Origin of the sequence: Parafilimonas sp., assembly GCF_047606085.1 — a bacterium.
Taxonomy (GTDB): domain Bacteria; phylum Bacteroidota; class Bacteroidia; order Chitinophagales; family Chitinophagaceae; genus Parafilimonas.
This window is the reverse complement of sequence record NZ_JASGEX010000106.1, coordinates 15,152-39,427: the sequence shown is the minus strand read 5'-3', so window position 1 is coordinate 39,427 and position 24,276 is coordinate 15,152. Positions and strand designations below refer to the sequence as shown.

18 protein-coding genes are annotated in these 24,276 nt (G+C 40.6%); 14 read left to right on the top strand and 4 right to left on the bottom strand.

The features are described 5' to 3' along the window. The first annotated feature begins 241 nt into the window (after positions 1-241). The 6 genes from rhaT (at position 242) to QM629_RS09350 (ending at position 10,040) form a co-directional block, all read left to right on the top strand. The gene (gene rhaT / locus QM629_RS09375; RefSeq protein WP_415159500.1) at positions 242-1,330 is read left to right on the top strand and encodes an L-rhamnose/proton symporter RhaT; all 1,089 of its coding nucleotides are present in this window, start codon (positions 242-244) and stop codon (positions 1,328-1,330) included. Between the two features lie 417 nt (positions 1,331-1,747). Next, positions 1,748-3,916 (top strand): bifunctional aldolase/short-chain dehydrogenase, encoded by a 2,169-nt coding sequence (locus QM629_RS09370; protein WP_415159498.1) that lies wholly within the window; start codon positions 1,748-1,750, stop codon positions 3,914-3,916. A gap of 97 nt (positions 3,917-4,013) precedes the next feature. Beyond that, positions 4,014-4,403, top strand: coding sequence for a GxxExxY protein (locus QM629_RS09365; RefSeq protein WP_415159496.1), 390 nt, complete (start codon positions 4,014-4,016; stop codon positions 4,401-4,403). Between the two features lie 55 nt (positions 4,404-4,458). Further along, on the top strand, positions 4,459-5,733 hold the full coding sequence (locus QM629_RS09360) for a TIM barrel protein (protein WP_415159494.1): 1,275 nt from the start codon (positions 4,459-4,461) through the stop codon (positions 5,731-5,733). Positions 5,734-5,830: 97 nt separating this feature from the next. Beyond that, on the top strand, positions 5,831-7,291 hold the full coding sequence (locus QM629_RS09355; RefSeq protein ID WP_415159492.1) for an FGGY-family carbohydrate kinase: 1,461 nt from the start codon (positions 5,831-5,833) through the stop codon (positions 7,289-7,291). A 562-nt stretch (positions 7,292-7,853) separates the two neighbouring features. Further along, positions 7,854-10,040 carry an alpha-galactosidase gene (locus tag QM629_RS09350; RefSeq protein ID WP_415159490.1) on the top strand — a complete coding sequence of 729 codons (2,187 nt, stop codon included), beginning with the start codon at positions 7,854-7,856 and terminating at the stop codon, positions 10,038-10,040. Between the two features lie 116 nt (positions 10,041-10,156). Here the strand turns inward: QM629_RS09350 and QM629_RS09345 are convergent, their stop codons facing one another. Then, positions 10,157-12,586: an FtsX-like permease family protein gene (locus tag QM629_RS09345; RefSeq protein WP_415159488.1), complete on the bottom strand. Its 2,430-nt coding sequence runs from the start codon at positions 12,584-12,586 to the stop codon at positions 10,157-10,159. A 441-nt stretch (positions 12,587-13,027) separates the two neighbouring features. On the opposite strand from QM629_RS09345, the gene hisG reads away from it, so the two are divergent. The 8 genes from hisG to QM629_RS09305 all read left to right on the top strand — a co-directional run bounded on the left by hisG (position 13,028) and on the right by QM629_RS09305 (position 21,599). Then, positions 13,028-13,888, top strand: a complete 861-nt coding sequence (hisG, locus tag QM629_RS09340; RefSeq protein ID WP_415159486.1) for an ATP phosphoribosyltransferase — start codon at positions 13,028-13,030, stop codon at positions 13,886-13,888. After that, positions 13,885-16,254, top strand: a complete 2,370-nt coding sequence (gene hisD, locus QM629_RS09335; RefSeq protein ID WP_415159484.1) for a histidinol dehydrogenase — start codon at positions 13,885-13,887, stop codon at positions 16,252-16,254. The genes hisG and hisD overlap by 4 nt, the downstream gene beginning before the upstream one ends. After that, positions 16,254-17,177 (top strand): imidazoleglycerol-phosphate dehydratase HisB, encoded by a 924-nt coding sequence (gene hisB, locus QM629_RS09330; RefSeq protein WP_415159482.1) that lies wholly within the window; start codon positions 16,254-16,256, stop codon positions 17,175-17,177. Before hisD ends, hisB begins: the two co-directional genes overlap by 1 nt. 216 nt (positions 17,178-17,393) lie before the next feature. Further along, entirely contained in the window at positions 17,394-17,969 is a 576-nt protein-coding gene (gene hisH, locus QM629_RS09325) for an imidazole glycerol phosphate synthase subunit HisH (protein WP_415159480.1), read from the top strand. Continuing rightward, positions 17,966-18,688, top strand: coding sequence for a 1-(5-phosphoribosyl)-5-[(5-phosphoribosylamino)methylideneamino]imidazole-4-carboxamide isomerase (hisA, locus tag QM629_RS09320; RefSeq protein ID WP_415159478.1), 723 nt, complete (start codon positions 17,966-17,968; stop codon positions 18,686-18,688). The genes hisH and hisA overlap by 4 nt, the downstream gene beginning before the upstream one ends. Positions 18,689-19,028: 340 nt before the next feature. Next, the gene (gene hisF, locus QM629_RS09315) at positions 19,029-19,784 is read left to right on the top strand and encodes an imidazole glycerol phosphate synthase subunit HisF (RefSeq protein ID WP_415159476.1); all 756 of its coding nucleotides are present in this window, start codon (positions 19,029-19,031) and stop codon (positions 19,782-19,784) included. A 140-nt stretch (positions 19,785-19,924) separates the two neighbouring features. Continuing rightward, entirely contained in the window at positions 19,925-20,572 is a 648-nt protein-coding gene (hisIE, locus tag QM629_RS09310) for a bifunctional phosphoribosyl-AMP cyclohydrolase/phosphoribosyl-ATP diphosphatase HisIE (RefSeq protein WP_415159474.1), read from the top strand. 106 nt (positions 20,573-20,678) lie between these two features. Further along, on the top strand, positions 20,679-21,599 hold the full coding sequence (locus QM629_RS09305; protein WP_415159472.1) for a helix-turn-helix domain-containing protein: 921 nt from the start codon (positions 20,679-20,681) through the stop codon (positions 21,597-21,599). A gap of 21 nt (positions 21,600-21,620) precedes the next feature. Here QM629_RS09305 and QM629_RS09300 read toward each other — a convergent pair whose 3' ends face one another. The 3 genes from QM629_RS09300 to QM629_RS09290 are packed head-to-tail and all read right to left on the bottom strand — an operon-like array spanning position 21,621 to position 24,265. Then, positions 21,621-21,995, bottom strand: coding sequence for a 3-hydroxyacyl-ACP dehydratase (locus QM629_RS09300; RefSeq protein WP_415159470.1), 375 nt, complete (start codon positions 21,993-21,995; stop codon positions 21,621-21,623). 4 nt (positions 21,996-21,999) lie between these two features. Then, on the bottom strand, positions 22,000-23,067 hold the full coding sequence (locus QM629_RS09295; protein WP_415159468.1) for a beta-ketoacyl synthase chain length factor: 1,068 nt from the start codon (positions 23,065-23,067) through the stop codon (positions 22,000-22,002). A 1-nt stretch (position 23,068) separates the two neighbouring features. After that, complete coding sequence (locus QM629_RS09290) at positions 23,069-24,265, bottom strand: beta-ketoacyl-[acyl-carrier-protein] synthase family protein (RefSeq protein ID WP_415159466.1); 1,197 nt, start codon at positions 24,263-24,265, stop codon at positions 23,069-23,071. Positions 24,266-24,276: the final 11 nt, after the last annotated feature.

Below are 24,276 nucleotides of genomic sequence, written 5' to 3'. Positions count from 1 at the left end.
CTCGGCTACGATTTTTTCCCTGCTTGCCTCCAAGGCAGGTTTTGGTTTTCTTTTTTGACTCATTTTGTGTGAAATTAAGTTAACAGTTTTCTGTCAACCTATTTCAGGACAAGTCAATTAACAGCTAATTAAAGCTGGGCCAGTCTCAAAAGACTGGCCCAGTTTGCACAACCATACCAGTACATGACAGTTGAATAATTATACAATTTAATTTTGCTTTATACTTAACTTTTTCTAACGAATGCAGGTAATACTTGGTGTAATTTTTCATTTCATAGGCGGCTTTGCCTCGGGCAGTTTTTACATGCCTTATAAAAAAGTAAAGGGCTGGCACTGGGAAAGTTTCTGGATTGTTGGTGGCTTGTTTTCCTGGCTTATTGTGCCGCCGCTGGCAGCCTGGCTTACCATACCTAACTTCATGGACATTATTAAAAGCACCAGCGCTTCCACCATTGGGCTGGCCTATCTGTTTGGTGTTTTATGGGGCATTGGCGGCCTAACCTACGGGCTTGGCGTGCGTTATCTTGGCGTATCGCTTGGCAGCAGCATCATACTCGGCCTGTGCATGGTATTTGGCTCAGTCATTCCTTCCATTTATTACGATCTTTTTCCGCAGGCAGGCAAGGATACTTTCAGTATGCTGATTGGTTCAAAATGGGGCATTACTGTTTTGTTTGGTTTGGCTTTATGTGTGCTGGGACTTATCGTTTGCGGCAAGGCAGGAATAATGAAAGAAAAGCAATTATCAACTGCAGGCACAGACCCGCATGGCGCAACGGCTTCCACCGAATATAAGTTTGGATTGGGCATGTTTGTTTCCATCGTTTCAGGCATACTAAGCGCCTGTTTTAACTTTGGCCTTGAAGCCGGCAAGCCAATGGCCAATATCGCCAATGAATTATGGAAGCAGGCGCACATAAACCAGGGTGAGTTTTTGTATCAGAACAACGTTACTTACGTAGTGGTTTTATGGGGGGGCTTAACTACCAACTTTATTTGGTGCATGCTGTTAAATGCCCGCAATAAAACCTTTGGCGATTATACCAACAGCAAAACACCTTTGCTATCAAACTATATTTTTTCAGCGCTGGCAGGCACTACCTGGTTTTTACAGTTCTTTTTTTATGGCATGGGCGAAAGCAAACTGGGCAATGGCCCCAGCAGCTGGATATTGCACATGGCCTTCATTATACTGGTGGCCAACTTATGGGGCATTGTATTGAAAGAATGGAAAGGCGTAACTAAAAAAACCACAACCACTATTATCACCGGTATTATCACTATTGTCATTTCGGTACTGGTGGTGGGATATGGAAATTCGCTGAAGTAGTCTGAACCTGGATTTTTAGGATTTTAAGATTAACAGGATATAAATTAAGCGGCCGCTAAAAATTATTAAAGCTTTATAATACTTTTCACATCCTGCAAATCCAATAATCCTTTAAATCATGGTTCAGACAGTCTGTGACTTTTGCTCTGCGAAGTCTCCGGACCTGAAGTATTTGAAACCTGCATGAGCGATCCGCGATCCATAGGATCGCCCATGTGTGCAGAAATAATTGTGCCAGGGGGATTTCCACACCGTAAGTGTGGTACATGTAAATGTTCCGTTCCAATGGAACGGTAAAGAAACATTACGGGCAGCATTGTACACACGTTAAGCCTCTGTGAGGCTTTAAGAAAATGGTTTCGAACAGCTATGGTCTCCGGACTTTATTGTATAAATTATAAAGACATAAATATTATCATGGAAACAAAAAACATACACACTCCCAAAAGCTCCCCTTCAGGGGATGGGGGTTTAAGTGCCGGCAGCTTTCAACACGTCAGTTATTTATGGGATGATGCAGAAGCGGCAAAGCTTGCAGGCGATGAAGTGGCATTATTGGTATATCGCTCTAATTTATTGGGGGCAGATCTTCGCTTAACGAACTATGGCGGCGGCAATACATCATGTAAAGCAATGGCTAAAGACCCTTTAACCGGAAAAGAAGTGGAAGTAATGTGGGTGAAAGGCAGCGGCGGCGATTTGGGCACCATGAAACGCAGCGGCCTTGCGGCATTGTATGTTGATAAACTTCGTTCATTAAAAAATGTATATCGCGGTATTGAGCAGGAAGACGAAATGGTGGAATTATTCAATCATTGCATTTATGACCTTGCTTCAAAAGCGCCTTCAATAGATACACCTTTGCACGGTTTTCTTCCTTACAAACATATAGATCATTTGCATCCTGATGCAGTCATTGCAATAGCTGCAGCAAAGGAAGGAAAGCAGATAACACAGGAATTATTTAATGGTGCAATTGGCTGGGTGGAATGGCAAAGGCCTGGCTTTGATTTGGGTTTGAAATTAAAAGCCGCTGTTGATGAAAATCCAAACCTGCGCGGCATTATGTTAGGCTCGCATGGCTTGTTTACCTGGGGCGATACAGCGTATGAAAGTTATATCAACACGCTTGAAGTAATTGAAAAATGCGCACAATACCTTGAAGATAATTTCGGCAAAAAAAGGCCAACTTTTGGCGGCCAGAAAATACGATCATTACCCAAAGAAGAAAGGCTTGCAAAAGCCGCAGCACTGGCGCCTGTATTAAGAGGCTTTTGTTCATTAAAACAAAGCATGATCGGTCACTTTACTGATGATGAAAGAGTGCTCGAATACATCAATTCAAACGACCTGGAACGATTGGCGCCAATGGGCACAAGCTGCCCGGACCATTTTCTTCGCACTAAAATTTCTCCACTGGTTTTAAATCTTTCAACAGATGAAGATGTAACTAACGTTACAGCCATAAAAGAAAAACTGGCGCCACAGTTTGAAGCTTACAGGAAGATGTATGCAGACTATTACAACACCTGTAAACATCCTAACAGTCCTTCGATTCGTGATGCCAACCCTGTTATCATTTTATATCCCGGTGTGGGTATGTTCAGCTTTGCAAAGGATAAACAAACAACAAGGGTGGCCTCAGAATTTTACATCAATGCCATCAATGTAATGAAAGGCGCTGAAGCTGTGAGTGCATACACATCATTGCCACGGCAGGAAGCCTTCAATATTGAGTACTGGTTACTGGAAGAAGCCAAGCTGCAGCGTATGCCTAAGCCCAAACCTTTAAGCGGAAGAATTGCTTTAATAACCGGCAGCGCCGGCGGCATTGGAAAAGCCATCGCCAGAAAGTTTGCAGAAGAAGGCGCCTGTGTTGTTATTAATGATATTAATGAAGAAAGGCTGAAAGGCGCAATGGAAGAATTTCAAAAACAATTCGGCAGAGATACAGCCGCTTCCACATTGCTTGATGTAACGAATAACGATACGATCGAAAAAGCATTTACCGATGCTGTGCTTGCTTTTGGCGGCGTTGATATTGTGGTGAATAACGCCGGCATCAGCATATCAAAATCCATCACCGATCATTCAATAGCCGATTGGAATAAGTTATATGATATTTTGGTGAAGGGGCAGTTTCTTGTTTCGAAAGCCGGCATTGAAATAATGCGCAGCCAAAATATTGGCGGCGACATCATCAATATCGTTTCAAAGAATTCTGTTGTTGCAGGCCCAAACAATGCCGGTTATGGCAGCGCAAAAGCAGCACAGGCACACCTTTCAAGGCTACTGGCGGCTGAGTTAGGCGGCGATAAAATTCGCGTAAACACCGTTAACCCCGATGCGGTTATTGCAGACAGTAACATCTGGGCTGGCGGCTGGGCTGAAGGACGCGCCAAAGCTTATGGTATTACAGTGGAAGAGTTACCGGCGTATTATGCAAAGCGCACCTTGCTGAATGAAGCGATATTGCCGGAAGATATTGCCAATGCCTGTTTTGTATTTGTAAGCGGCTTGCTCAATAAATCAACAGGTAATGTTTTAAATGTTGATGGAGGTGTGGCGGCAGCGTTTTTGAGATAGCCTGAACCACGAAGCCACAAAGACTCTAAGCAACACAAAGAAAAATTGGTGAACCTTTGTGACTTTGTGTCTTAGTGGTTCATAAAAAAATAAAACCATGTACGCTAAACTCTCAGAAAAAGAAGAATATCTGGCTAAACAAATTGTAGATATTGCTTTTAAAATTCATAAAGAATTAGGGCCAGGTTTATTAGAAAGTGTTTATGCAAAATGCTTCTGTTATGAATTGTTCAATAGAAACATTAATTACGAAAAAGAAAAAGAAGTACCTATTATTTATCAGTCATTAATAATTGACGATGGATTAAGGTTGGATTTATTGATAGAAGATGTTATAATTATAGAATTAAAAGCGCAGGAAAATTATCATCCTGTTTGGGAAGCACAGTTACTTAGCTATTTAAAACTTACAGGTAAACGTTTAGGATTTTTAATAAACTTTCATGTGCCATTAATAAAGAACGGAATCAAAAGAATAATATTTTAAAAACTTAGTGCCGCTTTGGGCCTTTGTGCCTTTGTGGTTCAAAAAAAGTTGCCAAATGAAATTAGATCAATATAAAGTTGACACCTGCAACCAATCATCACTAAAAAATCATCAACGAAAATTTGATTTTATTGCTGCTGAAATAAATAATGCTGAAAGTATTTTGCAGAAGCTTATTGATTTCCAGGTAGCTATTCCTTCATGGGCCTTGGGCACCGGCGGCACACGCTTTGGCAGGTTTGGCGGCGGCGGCGAGCCCCGCAACCTGGAAGAGAAGATTGAAGACATTGGCTTATTGCATGCATTAAATAAAAGCAGTGGCGCTATCTCTTTACATATTCCATGGGATATTCCGGAAAATGCAGCGCATATAAAAGCATTGGCCGCACAGCATGGCTTAAAGTTCGATGCGATGAACTCCAATACGTTCCAGGATCAGCCTGATCGGCAATACACGTATAAGTTTGGCTCGATGCAAAACGTGAATAAAGCCATCCGCAAACAAGCCATCGAACATAATATTGAAGTAATAAAATATGGTATTGAATTAGGCTCAAAATCGCTCACCGTGTGGCTTTCAGACGGCTCCTGTTTTCCGGGACAACTAAATTTCCGCAAAGCATTTCAAAATACATTGGAGAGTTTGCGGGAAGTATATGCAGCATTGCCGGATAATTGGAAAATGTTTGTTGAGTATAAAGCCTTCGAGCCCAATTTTTACTCAACCACGGTTGGCGATTGGGGACAATCATTGTTATATGCTACCAAACTTGGCAACAAAGCCTATACATTGGTTGACCTTGGCCATCACCTGCCCAATGCTAACATTGAACAGATTGTTGCTTTATTGCTGATGGAAGGCAAACTGGGCGGTTTCCATTTTAATGACAGTAAATATGGCGATGATGACCTAACGGTTGGCAGCATAAAGCCTTATCAATTGTTTTTAATTTTTAATGAACTGGTGGAAGGCATGGATGCCAAAGGCATGAACCATGCAAGTGACTTGGGATGGATGATTGATGCCAGCCACAATGTAAAAGACCCGCTGGAAGACCTGTTGCAATCAGTAGAAGCCATTATGATTACGTATGCGCAGGCTTTGCTGGTTGACCGGAAAAAACTCAACGAGGCACAAAACAATAATGATGTGGTAACAGCGCAGGAAATTTTACAAAACGCTTTTCGCACCGATGTGCGCGCATTGGCGGCAGAAGCAAGGTTAAGAAGCGGCGGCGCATTAAACCCGCTTGCTGTTTACAGGAGTGAAAAAGTGAGGGATAATTTAATTAAGGAAAGAGGCAGCAAAACCGTTGCAACAGGGTTATAAGGCCCCACCAAACCTCCCCAAAAGGGAGGCTTTTAAGAGCGTGATTATTTGCGCAGCAATTATTTTATCAGGCCATAAAATACTTGAGAACAAGAAGGTGCACACAATAAACCAATCAAAAAATAAACGCTCTGACTCCTCCTCTCCTTTGGAGCGGAGGTTGGGAGGAGAGGCTGCCCTTACCGCCATATTTGATGTTGGCAAAACCAATAAAAAATTATTCCTGTTCGATGAACAGTATAATATCCTGCACGAAGAATCATCAAAATTTGAAGAGATAAAAGATGAAGATGGTTTTGAATGTGAAGATGTGCATGCGCTGACGGAATGGATAAAAAACAGCTTTGATAAAGTATGCAGCAACCCTTCGTTTAACGTAAAGGCGGTTAACTTTTCCGCCTACGGTGCCAGCTTTGTGCATGTTGATGAAAATGGCAATCCCGCAACACCTTTATACAATTACCTCAAACCTTATCCTGAAAAACTTAAGCAACAGTTTTATAATACGTACGGCGGTGAAAGTTTAATAGCAAGGCAAACGGCTTCGCCTGTTTTGGGCAGTTTAAATTCGGGCATGCAATTGTATCGCTTAAAATGTGAACAGCCCGATGTATTTAAGCGCATACAGTATTCCATGCACCTTCCGCAATATTTAAGTTATATACTTTCTTCAAAACCCACCTGCGATATTACAAGCATCGGCTGTCATACACAGTTATGGCATTTTCAAAAAAACAACTATCATAACTGGGTGCAGGCAGAAGAAATAGATAAAAAGTTTCCGGCAATCTTTAATAGCAATGCCGTTATAAATATTGCAAACCATAAAAACAATATTGCAGTTGGCATCGGCCTGCATGATAGTTCTGCCGCGTTGATACCTTATCTCAAACTATTCAAAGAACCTTTTGTTTTAATTTCAACAGGTACCTGGTGCATCAGTTTAAACCCTTTCAATACAACTGTGCTCAGCGACTACGAACTGCACAATGATTGCCTGTGCTATCTTAGTTATGAAGGCAAGCCGGTAAAAGCTTCCCGCCTGTTTGCAGGCTATGAACATGAGCAGCAGGTTAAAAAACTGGCAGCACATTTTAATACAGGCGAAGATTACTATAAAACAATTGTATTCAACCACAGTTTGCTTAAACAATCCGATAGGCAACATGTTATAAAAAACATCAGCAGCCAGTCTGCAATGGTGCAGCAATCAGCGTTTGCAAACAGGCCGCTGCAAAATTTTAAAACCTATGAAGAGGCTTACCACCAGTTTATGTCAGACATCATTGCGCAGCAGGTTTTTTCAACAAAACTTGTGCTGGCCAACGCACCGGTTAAACAAATATTTGTTGACGGCGGTTTTGGCAAGAACGATGTTTACATGAACCTGTTGGCTGCTGCTTTTCCCGGCATCGAAGTGTTTGCCGCAAGCATTCCGCAGGCTTCCGCATTGGGCGCTGCGCTTGCATTACACAACCATGTACAGGGCAGCGCATCCGCAATTCCCAATCTTATAAACCTCAAATATTACCCCTGCAAAACCATGTTGTCTTTATAAAAGCTTCGCTTTTTTATTATTATTTTGATACCGGCAGCAGAACAAATGGCATCACGGTTGGCCTGTCCCGATTTTTCGGGAGCCACAGCACTTATGCAGCATAGCATTGGGCAACTGCGGTTTCAATTGCATGATTGCTTAATTATTTTATACATTGCCCATTATTAACTTAACGTGAGTTCGGGATAAGCTTAGATTGTTATTTCGACCTCATCCCAACCCTTCCCGAGTGGTCGGGACAAGTCCTCCAAAGGAGAAGGGCAAGAAAAAACATGATTTTTTGCATGTTTTATGAGTTTTAGGGCGTCGGAAGTCCTCTCCTTTGGAGAGGATTTAGGTGAGGTCTGTCTGCAAGCTTTAAACATATCGCTTATCCCGAACTCACGTTAAATTAAGAAGCTGCTGGAGTTCATTTATTTAAATTAGTCATAGGCTATCGGTAAGGCGCTTTTCAGGTCAGATAATTATATATTGTCAACTAAAGCGTCAGATATGTAAGTTTATTTTTATTAATTCAAACAACTACCAGGCAGCTTACCAATAAATATTTCTGTTTATGCAAATGCAGTTTCGTCTTTCAATATTATTCCTTTTTATTTTTTCGGTAATACAGGCATATACACAGCAGCCTTATTCATCATCATTGGAAAAACAACAAACTGCAGACTGGCTTATACAACCCGTTAAACAAAAAGCAGCCGTTTATTATACGGCAGATAAAAAAGGAATTATTTTATACAATGGCCTCACCAAAAGAACATTCACAACTACGCCTGGCTTCGCCTGTATTGATTATAAAAATATGAGCAACGGCCAGCAGTTGTTACGCTCCATAAAACCGGAAGCGAAACTCATTATTGACAATAAAGAATATAATGTTGGCGGATTGTATGGACAAACTGAAAACGCCTATCTCCTGCCGCAATGGATAAACAATTTTACAACAGCGGGTGCGGCTTTCATTTATAAAAAATTTACGGTACGCGATATACAACCATTCCTCAACTGGAAATGCACCACATGGGCTTCCAGCAAAAAACAGGCAACCGGCAAAATGCTTACGGTTTATTTTGAAGGCAACCGCGAAGCTGTAAAAGACATTGAGGTAGAAATAAATTATGAATTATACGATGGCCTTCCCTTAATAACAAAATCGCTGGTTATACAAAACAATAGCAATAAAACCATAAAGCTTAACCGCGTAATTAATGAAGTGCTGGGCATGGTAGAAGAAGAAAGCGCCGTTGTAGGCTCTGAAGAAAAAATGCAGAAACAGCATGGCCTATATGTTGAAAGCAATTACGCTTTTAATAATTCCATGAATTATGATGTAAGCGACCAGACAACGCACTGGCAAAAAGATACTACTTATACTTCGCAGGTGAATTATAATTTAACCACGCCATGCTTATTGCAGGTTTACGCTGAAAATGCACCGGGCATTGAGTTGCAGCCGGGCGAAACATTTCAATCCATCCGCACCAATGAATTATTGATGGACAGTTACGACCGGGAAAGGCGCGGATTAATGATACAGCAGCTATATAAAACCATTGCGCCGTGGACAACGCAAAACCCAATTTTTATGCACCTTGTAAGCAGGAATGATGATGAAGTGTATAACGCCATCAATCAATGTGCAGCCACCGGCTATGAAGCATTGATATTAAGTTTCGGCAGCCATTGCAATATGGAAGACACATCTGCCACAAACATTCAGCACTGGAAAAAGATAGCTGATGTTGCGCATAGTAAAAATATCCTGATCGGCAGTTATTCACTGTTCAGTTCAAGGCATATAAGCGACAGTGATGATGTGATCAACCCTGCAACGGGCAAGCCCGGCGGCGCTTTCTTTGGCTATGCGCCCTGCTATGGCAGCAAATGGGGGTTGGCTTACCGCGATAAAATAAAATATTTCATTGCGCAAACAGGTTTTAATATATGGGAGAACGACGGGCCTTATCCTGGCGATATTTGCGCATCTACAACGCATCCCGGCCATAAGGATAAAGACGACAGCCAGTGGCGGCAAATGGAAATTCAGAAAGAGTTATACCATTGGCTGAACGAAAGGGGCGTATATATCAATGCGCCGGATTGGTATGTGCTTGATGGCACCAATAAACTGCCATTGGGTTACAGGGAAGTAAATTTTTCTTTATCAAGGGTACAGCAAAAAATATTGAACCGCCAAAATATTTTTGACGGCACCTGGGAAAAAACACCATCAATGGGCTGGGGTTTTGTGCCGCTCACAAAATACCAGGGCGGCGGCGCAGATGCAGTGCTGGAGCCACTTTCAGAACACCTGAAAGATTATGAGCAACTGATGATGCAATATTATGGCGCAGGTGTACAGGCTTGTTACCGGGGCCCGAGGTTATATGATAACGACACAACAAAAGCAACAGTAATAAAAGTCATCAACTGGTATAAGCAACATAGAGATATTTTAAATTCATCTGTCATTCACCTGCGCCGCGCCGATGGCCGCGACTGGGACGGATGGATGCATGTAAACCCTTCGCTTAAAGAAAAAGCATTGGTGATGCTGTTCAACCCAACCACTGAAAAAATTATCCGCAATATTATACTACCATTATATTACACGGGTTTAACTAACACTGCCACGGTGAATATAATGGGCGCAAAAACAATAACAGTACAGCTAAGCCGCAACTATGAAATTACTGTACCCGTAACGTTAAATGCCGGTGAATATAAATGGGTAGTGATTAGTAGATAATCGTAAACGATAAGCAACCACCAAAACAAAAGCTGTGGTATTTTACAAAATTGCCGAATAATATATTATAAAAGATAGTAGCATCGTGTCAACATAACATACCCTTAATTCCTTGATTATTCACTCCTCAAGCTTTTTACAGGGTTAGCATTTGCTGCTTTTACAGTTTGCATTACAATTGTAATTAATGCAATTGCTAAAATTGCAATTGCAGTTACTGCAAATACCCACCAATTTATTTCTATGCGGTAGTAAAAGTTTTGCAGCCACTTTTTCACTGAAAGCAATGCCAGCGGAACTGCAATTAAAATGGCAATAATTATGAGACGCATGTAATCTTTTGACAACAGCATCAATATGTCTGCAACATTTGCACCAAGAATTTTTCTAATCCCTATTTCTTTTGTTTTTTGCTGAATAGTAATTGCGACAAGGCTAAATAAGCCAAGCAAAGCAATTACTATAGCAATTACAGAAAAAGCATTAAACACAGCAAGCATATTGAACTTTTCATCATACATTTTTTTTAATTTCTCATCCACAAATGAAAAATTAAAACTATCGCCCGGAAAAAGATTGCTCCAGGTTGCGTGCATATATTCGATAGTTTCATCTATGTTGTACGGACTTATCCGCACATAGGTATAGCCTACATTTTGATGCAGTGCGCATCTTATTACAACAGGTGTATTTTCATCAAGCAACGACATTCCTAAAAAATCATTTACAACTCCAATTACAGTTCCCTGTAAAGCGCCATATTTTAATACCTGCCCGGTTTGTTTAAGATGAATCATTTGTGCTGCCTGTTGGGAAAGTATTATTGACTGCAACGAAACGGCATCCATCCATTCGTCTGCTTTTGTCTTACCTGTATGCTGCTTTTGCAAAGCAGAATCTATATTAAATATATCAGCTGCATAAGCCGGAGAAAAATTCCGGCCTTCCACCAATTTTATTTGCATAGTTTTTATAAAATCTAAATCTGCATCAACAAATGCAAAATTCCATTGTTGCAAAGAATCAGCAGGGCTATCCATAGAAGATGTTGCACCATACCTTTGGCCGGCATTCCAACTGGCAGTTGTTACACCTTCAATGTTTTTATTTTTCAATAACTCATTACGTAAAACGTCTTCACTATTATTTACAAATCTTTTAAATGGCAGTGAAATCAGCAGCGTTTTATTGAAACCAAGGTTTATATTGTTCAGGAAACGCAACTGGTCATTTACAAAAACGGCAGTGATAATAAGGGAAATGGAAATTACAAATTGGGAAATGATTAAAATTTTACGTGTTCGCGTATTTAATCCGGCACCTTTTTCCCAATCTTTTAAAATGTGTGCGGGTTGAAATTTTGATATGAGCAAAGCCGGGTAAGCCCCCGCAATTATTCCTGTTACAATGCTCAACAATAATACAAATAATATATATACAGGCTGAAGAAGATAAGCCTGGGTTAGTTCGATGTTCAATACATTTGTAAAATATGGCCATAACATATAACTAGTGGCAATTGCAACAGGTGTAGCGAACAAAAAAAGTAATGTTGATTCTGCTATAAACTGAAAAGCCAGTTGTTTTTTTTCGGCACCCATAACTTTTCTAATACCAATTTCTTTTGTTCGCTTTAAAGAACGTGCGGTAGTAAGGTTTATAAAATTTATACAGCCTGTAATTAATATAAGTATAGCCACAATTATAAAAATATACACGTTGATAATGCTGCCAACAGCAAATTGTTCATCGGGCATATTAGAATTAAGATGAATTGATGTTACAGGCTGTAAGCTTATACGAAGTGTTTTCGGAAAATTATATTTTGTATATAACGCAGCAATTTTGTCCTGAACTGCATAAACATTCACATTACGGTGCAGCAAAACATACTGAGGCGCAGAGGCATATATTTTTTGCCAGTTAAGTGTTTCCGTTTTTTTGTTGGAGCATATTATAATATCAGCGCTGAAATGTGTGTTGCCCGGAATATTTTTAATTACCCCCATTATTGTATAATACTCCGTTGAACCATCAAACCTTTTTTGTTGTAGTAACAACCCAATTGGGCTTGCATTGCGGAAATAAGCGTTTGCTATTTTTTCAGTTATTACAACGTCTTTTGTATTTTGAAATGAAAGTGCATTTCCCCTGACAAAAGGAATATTAAATACGTGAAAAAAACCGCTGTCGACACTTATACCTGCAAGGCTTACAGGTTTACTGCCAATAATAAAATCTCCACCAGTAACAAACATTGAAGTAAATGATTCAACGTCCGGCAATTCATTTTTAAGCATTGGGGCTACCTGCACTGGAAGCTCAATACTTTTTTGGTATTGGCCATTTACTAAATCTTCGCTCACAAGCCTGTAAACACGATTATGGTTGCTGTAGTATTTGTCATATGAAAATTCATATACCACGTATGCCATTATCATAAAAACACTGGCAAGGCCGATAATAATTCCTGATAAATTAATAAATGAATACGCTTTATCCCGGAGAAAAACCCTAAGCGCAATCTTTAGGTAGTTTGCAAGCATATAAGGTATTTGAGTTAAGTTATTTAAAAATATCCTACTCAAATTTACTTCCTTTTTTTACTCCTTTTGCTTTAACTTATATAAGGTATGCCTGCATTTAGTGACGATTAAATTTTCGAAGATTTAAAATTACTATGGCCTTGAAGCTATTGCTGCCATGAAAAACATCAGTACAAGGGAGTGACACAACGAAGCTGCTGTAATGTACAACTGCCGGTAACATACACATAACCATCAGCAATATTTATATTGCTTAAAAATTTTTAATAAAAAAGTTGTTCAATTAAATTGAGTTATTATTTTTGCGCCTCAATTATGAATTACAACGCACATACACATCATCATCATTTTACTCAGCCGGGTAAGCTGTAATGATTGTATGTAACTATAACATTTCAAACAAAGGCTTACTTAAACGTAGGCCTTTTTTATTTTAAACAAATGGAAACAAAGCTGAAGATAGCGTTACAGAAATCGGGAAGGCTATATGATGATTCTGTAAAGATTTTAAAAGAATGCGGTATTGAACTGCAAAACGGCATGAACAAACTGCTGAACGAAGCGATGAACTTCCCGATGCAGATCTTGTTTTTGCGCGACGATGATATACCGCAATACGTGGAAGATGGTGTGGCTGATATTGGCATTGTTGGTGAAAACATTGTATATGAAACCAACAAAAATGTTGAGCTGGTTGAAGAGCTTGGCTTTGGTAAATGCCGCTTATCGGTTGCAGTGCCGCGCAATGAAAATTATGCTGATGCGCAGTTTTTAAATGGTAAACGCATTGCAACAACGTATCCTTTTTTATTACAGAATTTTTTGGATAAGCATAATATTAAAGCAGAGATACACGAAATAAGCGGTTCCGTGGAAATCACGCCGGGCGTGGGTTTGGCCGATGCGATATGCGATTTGGTGAGCAGCGGCAGCACCTTGTTTTCAAATGGCTTGAAGGAAACGGAAGTGATATTAAATTCGCAGGCAGCGCTTATCGGCAATAAAAATTTGTCGCCGGAAAAACAATTATTGCTGAAGAAATTATTGTTCCGCATACAGGCTGTAAAAAAAGCGAAGAAGAATAAATATATTCTACTGAATGCACCGAATAATAAACTGGATGTGATCTGCAGTTTAATTCCCGGCATGAAAAGCCCGACCATTTTACCATTAGGCATTGAAGGATGGAGCTCACTGCATTCTGTGGTGCAGGAAGATGATTTCTGGAACATTATTGAAAGCCTGAAAGACAATGGCGCTGAAGGCATTTTAATTATACCGATTGAAAAAATGGTTTTATGATGCAGGTGATAAAATATCCATTAAAGAAAGATTGGGCTGAAATATTAAAACGTCCTTCGCAGGATTTTACAACGGTAAAAGATGTTGTGCAAAATATTTTGAACGATGTAAGACAACGCGGCGATGCGGCTTTAAAAGATTATACAAAACGGTTTGATGGAGTTGAGCTGAATGATCTTTCCATTAATGATGAAGAATGGGGCACCGCAAACAATATTGATGCGGATTTAAAACAGGCCATACAACTGGCTATAAAAAACGTAAGCGCATTTCATGCAGCGCAAAAGCAGTCCGTAGAAAAAATTGAAACCATGCCTGGTGTGGTTTGCTGGAGAAAAAGTGTGGCGATTGATAAAGTTGGTTTATATATTCCTGGTGGCACGGCGCCTTTGTTTTCCACGTTAATCATGCTTGCATGCCCCGCAAAACTTGCAGGTTGCAAGGAAATTATTTTATGTACGCCGCCGCAAAAAAATGGTTGGGTGCATCCCGCGGTTTTATATGCGGCACAACAAATTGGCATTGATAAAATATATAAAGTTGGCGGCGCACAGGCTATAGCCGCTATGGCTTACGGAACAGAAACGATTGATAAAGTATATAAGATATTCGGGCCAGGCAACCAATATATCACCTGCGCTAAAATGCTGGTAAATGCATCAGGCCTTGCGATTGATATGCCGGCCGGCCCGAGCGAAGTAGCTGTAATGGCAGATGAATCTGCTGATGCAAATTTTATTGCGGCTGACCTGTTGTCCCAGGCTGAGCATGGAAAAGATTCGCAGGTTGTTCTGGTTACCGGCAATGAAACTGTTATTACACAAACAATTAAAGCTTTGAATGAACAACTGGATGCATTGCCCAGGAAAGATATTGCAAAGGGTGCGTTGCAAAACAGCAAAGTTATTTTGGTAAATGATTTGAAGGAAGCCATTGAATTGATAAATGAATATGCGCCGGAGCATTTGATCATCAGTTGTAATGATGCTGAAAATATTGCTGAACAAATAACCAATGCTGGTTCTGTTTTCCTCGGCAATTATTCACCGGAAAGTGTGGGTGATTATGCTTCCGGAACTAATCATACTTTACCAACGAATGGTTTTGCAAAAACTTACAGCGGTGTATCATTAGATAGTTTTTATAAGAAAATAACGTTTCAGCAATTAAGTAAACAAGGTTTGCAAAATATACGTAACGCCGTAACAACATTGGCCGAAGCAGAAGGTTTGCAGGCGCATGCGAATGCAGTGAATGTGAGGTTGACCTCACCCCAACCCCTCTCCAAAGGAGAGGGGCTAAAAAACCCGCTAACAACTCAGTTTAGTTTAGATAGCATTCTTAGGAACAACGTAAAAAAATTGATTCCTTATTCATCTGCACGTTCAGAATTTGAAGGCGATGCACAGATATTTTTAGATGCGAATGAAAACAGCTTAGGCTCAGCGCTCAATAATAATTTTCATCGCTATCCCGATCCTTTACAAAAACAATTGAAGCAAAAACTCAGCAGCATTAAGCATGTTCCGGCAGAAAATATTTTTGTGGGCAACGGCAGCGATGAAGCCATTGATCTATTGATAAGGTCTTTCTGCAATCCCGGTGTTGACAACATCCTCATCTTCCCTCCCACGTATGGCATGTATGAAGTAAGTGCGGAGATAAACGATGTTTCCATCAATAAAGTATTGCTTACCGAAGATTACCAGTTGAATATTGATGCTATACAAGATGGCATTGATGATAAAACGAAGATCATTTTTGTTTGTTCTCCCAATAACCCAACCGGTAATTTATTAAACACGCAAAGCATTGAATGGCTGTTGAAAAATTTTAACGGCATTGTGGTTGCAGATGAGGCCTATATTGATTTTGCGCCTGTACAATCATGGTCGCAGCGCCTGAATGAATTTCCAAATTTGGTTGTGTTGCAAACCTTATCAAAGGCCTGGGGTTTAGCGGGATTAAGGATTGGTTTTGCATATTCATCAACAGCAATTATTCATGTATTCAATAAAATAAAACCGCCGTACAACATCAGCGAAGCAACGCAGCAACTGGCTTTGCAGGCATTGCAAAATGAACAGCAGGCAAAAGACAAAACAAATATCCTCATACAGCAAAAAGAAAGGTTATTAAAAGAGTTTAAGCAATTTGATTTCATCAAAATAATTTATCCTTCCGATGCCAATTTTATTTTGGTGAAGGTGGATGATGCAAAAAAATTATATCAATATCTTGTTTCAAAAAACATTGTAGTGCGTAACCGCAGCAGCCAGCCTTTATGCGAAAACAGTTTACGCATAACCATTGGAACGCCGGAAGAAAATGATAACTTATTGGCTGCTTTTAAAAATTATAAATAATGAAGAAACTATTTGTAAGCATACATGCGATCATCAGCGCTGCAAATGAAGCGGCGCCTGTTTTTGAAAAAACAGTTATCATCAGCTTATATAAAATACAACGGCTTGGTTATGATATTATCCTGGTAGTTGAAGATGCCTTGCTTGTTAAACCCGGCGTGCAGCAAGCCATTAATATTTTAAACAGTGAGCTTACATTCAGCATTTCAAATGCCATTGAAACTATTTCAAATGCTGATGAATTTTTAATTGAAAAAATGAACGGGCAATTCCTTGTAAAAAATGGCGAAGGCTCAAAACTTGTTTATGAATGGAATGGAATTTTTGATATCGTCAAATCATCTGCAAGAAAAATCTCTCACACAAGAAATACCAATGAAACAAAGATTTCTATTGAAATGAATTTGGATGGCAACGGCGTTTACAATGTTGACACAGGATTGAATTTTTTCAATCACATGGCAGAGCAGTTATCAAAACATAGCTTAATTGATTTGAACTTAAAGGTTGATGGTGATTTGCATATTGATGAGCATCATACCATAGAAGATACCGCCATTGCTTTGGGCGAAGCCGTATCAAAAGCATTGGGCAATAAACGCGGCATTGAACGTTATGGTTTTTTATTGCCGATGGATGATTGCCTGGCACAGGTAGCCATTGATTTTGGCGGCCGTGCATGGCTGGTGTGGGATGTGCAATTCAGGCGGGAGTACGTGGGCGATGTACCGACAGAAATGTTCTATCATTTCTTCAAATCATTCAGCGATGCGGCTAAATGCAACCTGAACATTAAAGCTGAAGGCGATAATGAACATCATAAAATAGAATCTATATTCAAAGCATTCGCAAAGGCAATTAAGATGGCAGTGGCGGTGAATGAAAACAGTGATGCATTGCCAACAACAAAAGGGATGTTATAGCCCACAGCCCATCCTAAATCTTTCTCTTAGGGAAGGACTTAGCCCCTCTAAATCTCCCCTAAGAGGAGACTTTTGAGAGCGTGAAAATTTGAATGGGTTTTATTTAATTAAGTTTTTATAATTTAAAAGCAACAAGTAAAAAATAAATTAAACCCTGCGAGCAGCAGGGACTAAAACCCCTTCCCTTCGGGGAGGGGTTTGGGGAGAGGCCGTTCTATGGTTATCATAAAATACAACGCCGGTAATGTTTGCTCTGTCGAATTCGGTTTGCAACGGCTGGGCATAAATGCCATTGTTACCGATGATGCAGAAGCAATATTAAGTGCTGATAAAATTATTTTTCCCGGTGTTGGCGCCGCGGGCTTTGCCATGAATTATTTGCGTGAAAGAAAGCTGGATGCCATCATCAGGGATTGCAAACAACCCTTCCTGGGAATTTGTTTGGGTATGCAGTTGCTATGTGCGTATTCTGAAGAAAACGACACAAAATGCATTGGCATTTTTAATGAGCATGTAAAGAAATTTACCGGCGATGTAAAAGTGCCGCAGATGGGATGGAACAATATTTATGATTTAAAGCAGCCTTTGTTCAAAGGCCTGAATGAAGATGAATATGTGTATTTCGTGCATAGTTATTATGCAGAGAAATCAGCGCATACAGCAGCAACCGCCAATTATGGTTTGGAATACAGTGCTGCATTACAAAAAGATAATTTTTATGCGGTGCAATTCCACCCGGAAAAATCGGGTAAGGCAGGCGAAAAGATATTGAAAAATTTTATTGAAGTATGATTGAAATTATCCCGGCAATAGATATTATAGAAGGCAAATGTGTAAGGCTTTCTCAGGGTGATTATGATACGAAAAAGGTTTACAATGAATCGCCCGTTGATGTGGCGAAGGAATTTGAAGAAGCAGGCATTCAGCGTTTGCATATGGTTGATTTGGATGGCGCCAGGGCGGGAAAAATCATCAACTTAAAAACACTGGAAGCTGTTGCATTGCAAACAAAGCTAAAGATAGATTTTGGCGGCGGCATTAAAACAACAGCAGATGTTGAAAATGTTTTAAATGCAGGCGCTATGTTCTTTAATATTGGCAGCATTGCTGTAAAACAACCAGAGGCTGTTGAGGAATGGATAAGCCAGTTTGGTGCAGCTAAAATTTTGTTAGGCGCTGATGTAAAAGATGAGAACATTATGATACACGGCTGGCAGCAACCGGCCAACATCAACATCTTTAATTATATAAGCACTTATATAATTAAAGGGATTGAAAATATTTTCTGCACCGATATTTCCAAAGATGGTTTGCTGCAGGGCACATCAACAGGATTATATAAAAAGATACTGGGGAAATTTCCTGCATTAAATTTAATTGCCAGCGGCGGCGTTACGGTTATTGAAGATGTGGAGGAGTTGAATGCCATTGGTTGCTCTGGTGTTATTATTGGCAAAGCTTTGTATGAAGGAAGGATAAAATTGCCTGAGCTTAAAAAGTATTTGAATTAATATAATAACGTGAGTTCGATATAAGGCTTAGTGAAGAAATTTGCAGGCAGGAAAATCCCGAAGGGGATTAAATTTTAATAGCCCCGAATAAAATTCGGGGGAAATGAGGCAGGGTTGTTATTGAACCCCGGCGGGGTTCAATAAACCGGTGCCGATTCACCGCCAGTGAAACCGGCGGCTATTTATATTAAAGCCCTTCGGGCTTATTATCGAACTCACGTTATAATAGCATTTCACACGTAGGCTAAAGCCGGTAGTTCATGATTTTATTACCCCAGGCCTTAAAGGCCTGGTTAGAACAAACAACAAAAAAGGCTTTAGCCTAAGCAAAAATTTTATAATGCCGCTTACAAAGAGAATCATCCCTTGCCTGGATGTAAAAAATGGCCGCACGGTAAAAGGCGTGAACTTTGTGAACATACGCGATGCCGGCGATGCGGTTGAACTGGCTTCCATGTACGCAGAACAGGGAGCGGATGAACTGGTGTTCTTAGACATAACGGCCACCAACGAAAAACGCAAAACTTTGCTGGAATTGGTAACCAAAGTTGCAGCAGCCATCAACATTCCGTTTACGGTGGGCGGCGGTATTAGTTCTGTTGAAGATGTAAGTGTGTTGCTGAATGCCGGCGCTGATAAAGTTTCTATCAATACGGCAGCTATAAAAAGGCCGGCGCTGATAACAGAAATTGCCAACCGGTTTGGCACGCAATGCACCGTTTTAGCGGTGGACGCAAAGTTTGAAAATGATAACTGGTTTGTGTATTTGAACGGTGGCCGCGTTGCTACCACCATGAACGCAATTGACTGGATGAAACAGGCAATTGATTTGGGCGCCGGTGAAATTTTATTAACCTCTATTAATCATGATGGAACGAAACAGGGCTTTGCCAATGGATTAATAAAAGAGGTGGAAGCGTTTTCATCTGTTCCGGTAATTGCAAGTGGCGGAGCAGGCAACATGCAGCATTTTACCGATGTATTTGAAGCCGGCGCCGATGCAGCATTAGCAGCGAGTTTGTTTCATTATAAGGAAATTGCTATTCCTGATTTAAAAATGTTTTTGAAAGAACAAAATATTCATGTACGAATGTGAAAGACTGGCTCAGTCTTGAAGACTGAGCCAGTCTAAAAAAGCTGCTATGAAAAAATGCAGTACAAGGGAGTGACACAAGGGACGACGCCATGAAATACCATAGTTGATAACATAAAAATTATTCAAATATTTTTTTCACAATGAGCAATCACGAACGTAAAAACTCCCCTTCAGGGGATGGGGGCTTGCTTCCCGACTTCAATAAGTTTCCAGACAAACTTGTGCCGGTAATTGTGCAGGATGCAGCCACCCATACTGTTTTAATGCTGGGTTATATGAATGAAGAAGCCTACAATAAAACGCTTACCGAACAAAAGATCACATTCTTCAGCCGCAGCAAGCAAAGGCTTTGGACGAAAGGTGAAACCAGCGGCAATTTTCTTTTTGTAAAAGATATGCGGCTTGATTGTGATAACGATACGTTATTGATCAAGGCCAATCCTGCCGGGCCGGTTTGCCACACAGGGGCCGATACCTGTTTCAATGAAACGAATGATGGCAGTTTTTTATACCAGCTGGAAAAGATCATTCAATCGAGAAAGGAAACCAAACAGGAAGGCTCTTATGTAAGCAGTTTATTCGCAAAAGGCATTAATAAAATTGCACAAAAGGTGGGCGAAGAAGCTGTGGAAGTGGTAATTGAGGCCAAAGACAGCAATGATGATCTTTTTAAGAATGAAGCCGCCGACCTGCTGTTTCATTACCTGGTTTTGCTGAGTGCGAAGGGCATGCATTTAAGCGATATTGAAGAAGTATTGCAAAGCAGGCACAAACCTGCCAATGCATAAAGGCGGCTTTAAAACTGTATGATAATTGTAAGGCCCGTGTAAAATTGAAGACTGAAAAGCCTTCTTTGGGAAAGGTTTGGTGCGCTTCCTTATCTTTGCGCCCGTTATGATGCAAACGCTGGACATACTGCAGGCTGCCCACCGCGATACAATAGACTCGAGGATGGATTTGCTGGAGTTGAAAGAGCAGGAAATTCCAGGCTCTGCACATTACGTGATCCGCAGGTACCACGCATCCACGTTTGCAAATGCCGAAGATAAAGGCATGCTGGTGTACCATTACAGCAAAAACCATCCCGATGAAAACTTCTTCGAAATGCGTTTCTGCATTACCGGCAACAAATATTGTTCTGAAAAGAATTGCCTTTCCTGCAGACAGGAAGAGGAAGCCCGCTGCAAAAGCCATGATACCATTGATGTTTTTTCCTTTCATTTTGCAAGCAATTTTCTTTACCAGTTTGTACATAATGTAAAGCTGGCTAACCGCAAAGACGAAGTGCTGGCTTTCAAATATCCGTATTCATTCAATAAACTTTTTCCGGTTTGCAACCGTAAGCGCATGGTGCTGGATGCTTTGTTGAACAACAGTTTTTCCGGCGCACTTGAAAATGTATATACCAATGCCAAGGTGCATGAACTGCTGCTGTACAGCGTGGAATGTTTAATTGAAGAAAAAGAGGAAGGGTTTGCCTGCAAATTCCTGGAAAACGAAAGCGGCCGCGACAGCATTTATAAAGCGCGTGAAATTTTGCTGGACCATATCGGCAACCCTATTACCATAAAAGAGCTGAGCCGTAAAGTGGCCATTAATGAATGCTATCTTAAAAAAGGGTTCAAGGAAATTTTCGGCACCACCATTTTCGATTTTTACCAGCAGCAACGCATGGAACATGCCAAATATCTTTTGTATGAAAAGAGTTTAAGTGTAACCGATGTGAGTGACCTGCTTGGCTATTCATCCATCTCGCATTTTTCGGCTGCATTTAAAAAACACACCGGGCTAAAGCCTTGTGAGCTGCTGCGGTAAGGCGTTATGGTTATATTTTTCTTACTTGATTATTATTTTACAGGAAGCCTTCATCTTATAGCAAACCGCACCGGCTTTTGAAATTTTAGCGTTTACATTAAAAGCACCATCGTTCTCTTTACTATAATCAATAGAAAAAATGATAACCGCATTTGCCTCCGGTTCAATAATGCGCAGGAATTTTATTTCATCTGCCCTGACCAATTGAAGTTTTGAATTAACAGCTTGTTCCAACAGTTCTTTTACCATCTGCATCATACAAACGCCTGGCAAAACGGCGCGGACAGGAAAATGGCCTTTGAATATGGCATGTTCGCTGTTCAGTTCAATCAAAGCTTCAACAGAACCGGCGGCCTGTTCAATTTTTTGAATAGAATAAAGAGCGTTTTTCAGCATTGGGCTAATTACATTTTGAAATGAATATGAATGAATGATACCGGCTTTGATAACAATTGTACATTAAAATACGGTTGATATGTTCAGCATTAATATTTTTTTCTTTAAAACATGACGGCAACCGCTTTTGCTTTATAATATTGGCTGCAAGCCACAGCGCAAAAGAAGAAGACGTTGGATACTCACCGCACAGATGCTTATAATTTATGGAAGGAACATTATTGAAAACATCCTTGCAGGTATTATCCATATTCTTATCCTGCGCCGCATCGCCGTTTTTACCCGTAATGATCAAATCAATATCTTCGGCCTTTATTTTTTGCACTGATAAAAATTTTTTAATGTCATCATTTATATCACCATCATTGGCTTTATAAATGAGCTCAATGCCGTCAATTTGTGCACAATCATTTTCCAAGTGTTTGCCGGATAGCAGGAAGAAGCCACTGCCCTGCCCTGCTATGCTTCCCCGTGTATTTGAATTAAATAAAGAAAGGTTTGAAACGGGCCGTTGTTTAAACAATCCAAGCCTTTGCAGTACATGGTAAGTAAACTCCGTCATTTCATCGGCACTGCCGGCCAGTATATTTTCAGCCTGTTGTTCGCTGAGCAATAACATCGCATCAATCAGTGCATGTTCAAAAGAAAAACTGCGGTGCGTGTATGTTGTATTGTATTTATGGCATTTGAGTGTTAGTGCGATCTGCGCGCTTACCAGGTTGTGTGTTGACTGGATAAAGGCCGTGGGGGAAAGCGCCTGTTCCTCCTGCAAAACAATGCTCTTTAAAAAATTTTCAGAATCTTCCATGCAACCATACGAGGTGCCTGAAATAATGGCATCAACCGTTTCGATGCCTGCATCCTTTAAGCAACGCAAAGCCGTTGTAACACCGGTGCGCACCACTTTGCTCATGCGGCGCAATTGCCTGGCATCGAAAAAATCTTTGTAGGAAGGCTCGGCAAAAGGCAATATCCTTTCTGTGTATTCAACCGGCGCGCCTGTAAATAAACCATTATTAAAAGTTTCCTGTGCGCAAATGCATGAAGCTGAGCGTATGTATATCTTCTTCATTTTACAGTTTTGAAAAAATTAATGAAGAACAATTGCCGCCAAAACCAAATGAATTGGAAAGCACGTTTTTTACCGGCTGTTTTGAAAACCTGGTTTCAGCCGTAAAGGGAAATTCCTGCATGGGTGCATGCAGGCGAAGGTTCGGATAGATTAAACCATGCTTAACAGCCAGCGAAGAAAATACAGCTTCAATGCCGCCGCTTGCACCCAATGTATGGCCGGTAAAAGATTTGGTTGAGCTCATTTTAGGATAGGGCGCTTCAAATAAACGTTGTATGGCTGCGCCTTCCGCCATGTCATTGTTATACGTTCCGGTGCCATGCAGGTTGATATAATCAATATCATTTGTATTTAGCTGTGCGGCCTGCAATGCCTGCTGCATGGCAAGGTAAGAGCCAACACCATCAGGCGAAGAAGCCGTTTGATGATAGGCATCATTTGTATTGGAGTAACCCCTCAGTTCGCAATACATTTCTTTATCCAGTTGCTGTGCAACAGCATCAGACACCAGTACCACATAGCCTGCACCTTCACCCAGATTCAGGCCATTCCTGTTCTCATCAAAGGGCCTGCAAAACTCTTTATCCAGGATCATTAATGTATTAAAACCATTAAAGGTGAATTTTGCCAGCGCATCTGTGCCGCCTGCAACCGCCACATCAAGCATGCCCGCTTTTATAAGCCTTGCGCCCAGCATAATGGAATTAGCTGACGATGAACAAGCCGTATTGATAGTAGTTGTATAACCCGTTATATTCAGTTTATCAGCTACAACCTGCGTTATGCTGCCACATTCATGGTAGAGCACATCGTGCAGGTCGCCTTTACCATTGCCTTTCAAAATATCGGTAAAAAATTTCTCCGTTTTATCAATACCCGCAGCCGTGGTAGCTGATATAAAGCCGCAACGCAATGTATGTATATGTTCAATACCTGCATCATTCAAAGCCTCCTCTGCAGCAACCATACTCAGCAAAGCGGTGCGGCCTGTTTTGTTTGGCAAGCCTGTTCTTTCCGCAAGTGCATCATTATCCAGCTTTACTTCAGCAACAGGAATTTCACCGGCATGCACGGTATGTAAAAACACGGCATTGGCCATTCCGGCTTGTCCCGTTTCCAATGCATGCAGGCATTCCTGTACGTTGTTGCCAATAGCCGATATAATTCCCAATCCTGCTATGTAAATCTTATCACTCATTATTGTTTGTA